Source organism: Falsiroseomonas sp. RANM36 (genome assembly GCF_056682175.1).
Window position 1 is genome coordinate 1738575 of record NZ_JBWXTD010000003.1, and the last position, 1640, is coordinate 1740214.

2 protein-coding genes are annotated in these 1640 nt (G+C 70.7%); both read left to right on the plus strand.

Annotated elements, in window-relative coordinates:
* The first annotated feature begins 270 nt into the window (after nucleotides 1-270).
* Entirely contained in the window at nucleotides 271-537 is a 267-nt protein-coding gene (locus AC1MIR_RS13285; protein ID WP_480028626.1) for a hypothetical protein, read from the plus strand.
* A gap of 356 nt (nucleotides 538-893) precedes the next feature.
* Nucleotides 894-1640, plus strand: a 747-nt coding sequence (ku, locus tag AC1MIR_RS13290) for a non-homologous end joining protein Ku (RefSeq protein ID WP_480028627.1), incomplete at its 3' end; no start/stop codon positions are given.

A 1640-nucleotide genomic window follows, 5' to 3' on the forward strand; every position in this document is an offset into this window, starting at 1 on the left:
GCCGCCGCCCGGCCCGCTCCCGGCACGGGGGGGGGGGGGGGGGCCGAACGACATCGGCGGAATGTGATCACGCGCCGGTCGCGGCCGGCCGACCGTTCGACGCACACTGAGCACCGGGGCGGCTCGCTTCGTCGCGCTTGGCCATTTCGGTGGCGATACACGACGCTCGGCCGGCTCCGGAAGCGCGAGAGCGACCCAGACCCTCGGCCGAGCATGGGGTTCCGCCGATCGACGGGAGCCGCGGCGAGCGCAAGCTTGAAGGAGTCGCACATGATCCGTCGTTTCGCCCTTCTGGCGGCGCTCGGGGCCACCGTGGCCGCAGTGCCGGCCTTCGCACAGCAGCGCTCGACGCGGGCGCCGGCCCAGCCGCGGATGTCGGAGACCGAGCGACTGAACCAGCTCAGCCTGGACCGCGCCAAGGCCGGGCAGAACGCGCTGCAGGGCGGCCCCGACACGACCCAGAACCTGAACCGCACCAGCGAGGATGCCGCGCGCAGCGGGCAGAACATGAACCAGGCGCCGATGCCCTTCCGCTGAGGCGGCAGCCCCGCGCCGCGCTGCCCTGCGGCGCGGGGCATCTTCCTGGGCTGCAGGCCTGTGGATGTTGCCGTATCGTGCCGACGCTTGCGACCCGCTCGATCCGGCGCCTTCTCAACAAACGATCCACTGAATTATCCACCGCTTCACGCAGCGTCGGGGGATCTCCGCCGTTTTGCCGCGCGCGCGAAGAGGCCATTGACGTCGAATCTGAACAACGTCGTTTACGCGCCTCGAATCACGACGGCGGCTTGCCGAAGACGCGCGCGTGCCGACCTCGTTTCGAATCCGCCGAAGAACCAACGCCCCGGATCGGCCGTTCCGCCCATGTCGCAGCCCTGCGAATGAGGTCCGTCATGCCTGCGCGTCCGGTCTGGGAAGGCCATCTCCGCCTCTCGCTCGTCACCTGCGGCGTCGCGCTGCACAAGGCGGTGGGCGAGAGCGACGGCGATGTGCGCTTCCACCTGCTCAACCCGGAAACCCACAACCGCGTCCGGCAATGCTGGCGCGACGCCGAGACCGGCGACGAGGTCGCGCGCCGCGACCTGGTGCGCGGCTTCGAGGTGGCGAAGGACGACTACGTCGTGGTCACCGACGAGGACATGGACGACCTCAAGCTGGACAGCACGAAGGTCGTGGACATCGAGCGCTTCGTGGATTGCGACGACATCGACCGGCTCTACTGGGACCAGCCCTACTACATGGTGCCGAGCGGCAAGACCGCCGCAGAACCCTTCGCGGTGATCCGCGAGGCGATGCGCGGCGAGAAGCGCGTGGCGATCGGGCGCATCGTGATGGCGAACCGCGAGCGCGTGGTGGCGATCGAGGTGCGCGGCCCCGGCCTGCTGCTCTCCACGCTGCGCTCGCAGGAGGAGGTACGCAGCGACGCCGCGCTGTTCGAGGACATCCCCGAGGCGAAGCTGCAGCCGCAGATGATCGAGATCGCCAAGACCATCATCGCCCAGCAGGCCGGCCCCTTCGCGCCCGAGGATTTCCGCGACCGCTACCAGGAGGCGGTGGCCGAACTCGTGCAGCGCAAGTCCGGCGGCGGCGAGCCCCCCCGCCCCCCGGCGGGGGGCGGGGGGGGGCGCCGGGGGGGGCCC

Excerpts from the sequence above, each read along its gene's own strand:
- AC1MIR_RS13285 (WP_480028626.1), top strand. The coding sequence starts at position 271 with ATGATCCGTCGTTTCGCCCTTCTGGCGGCGCTCGGGGCCACCGTGGCC.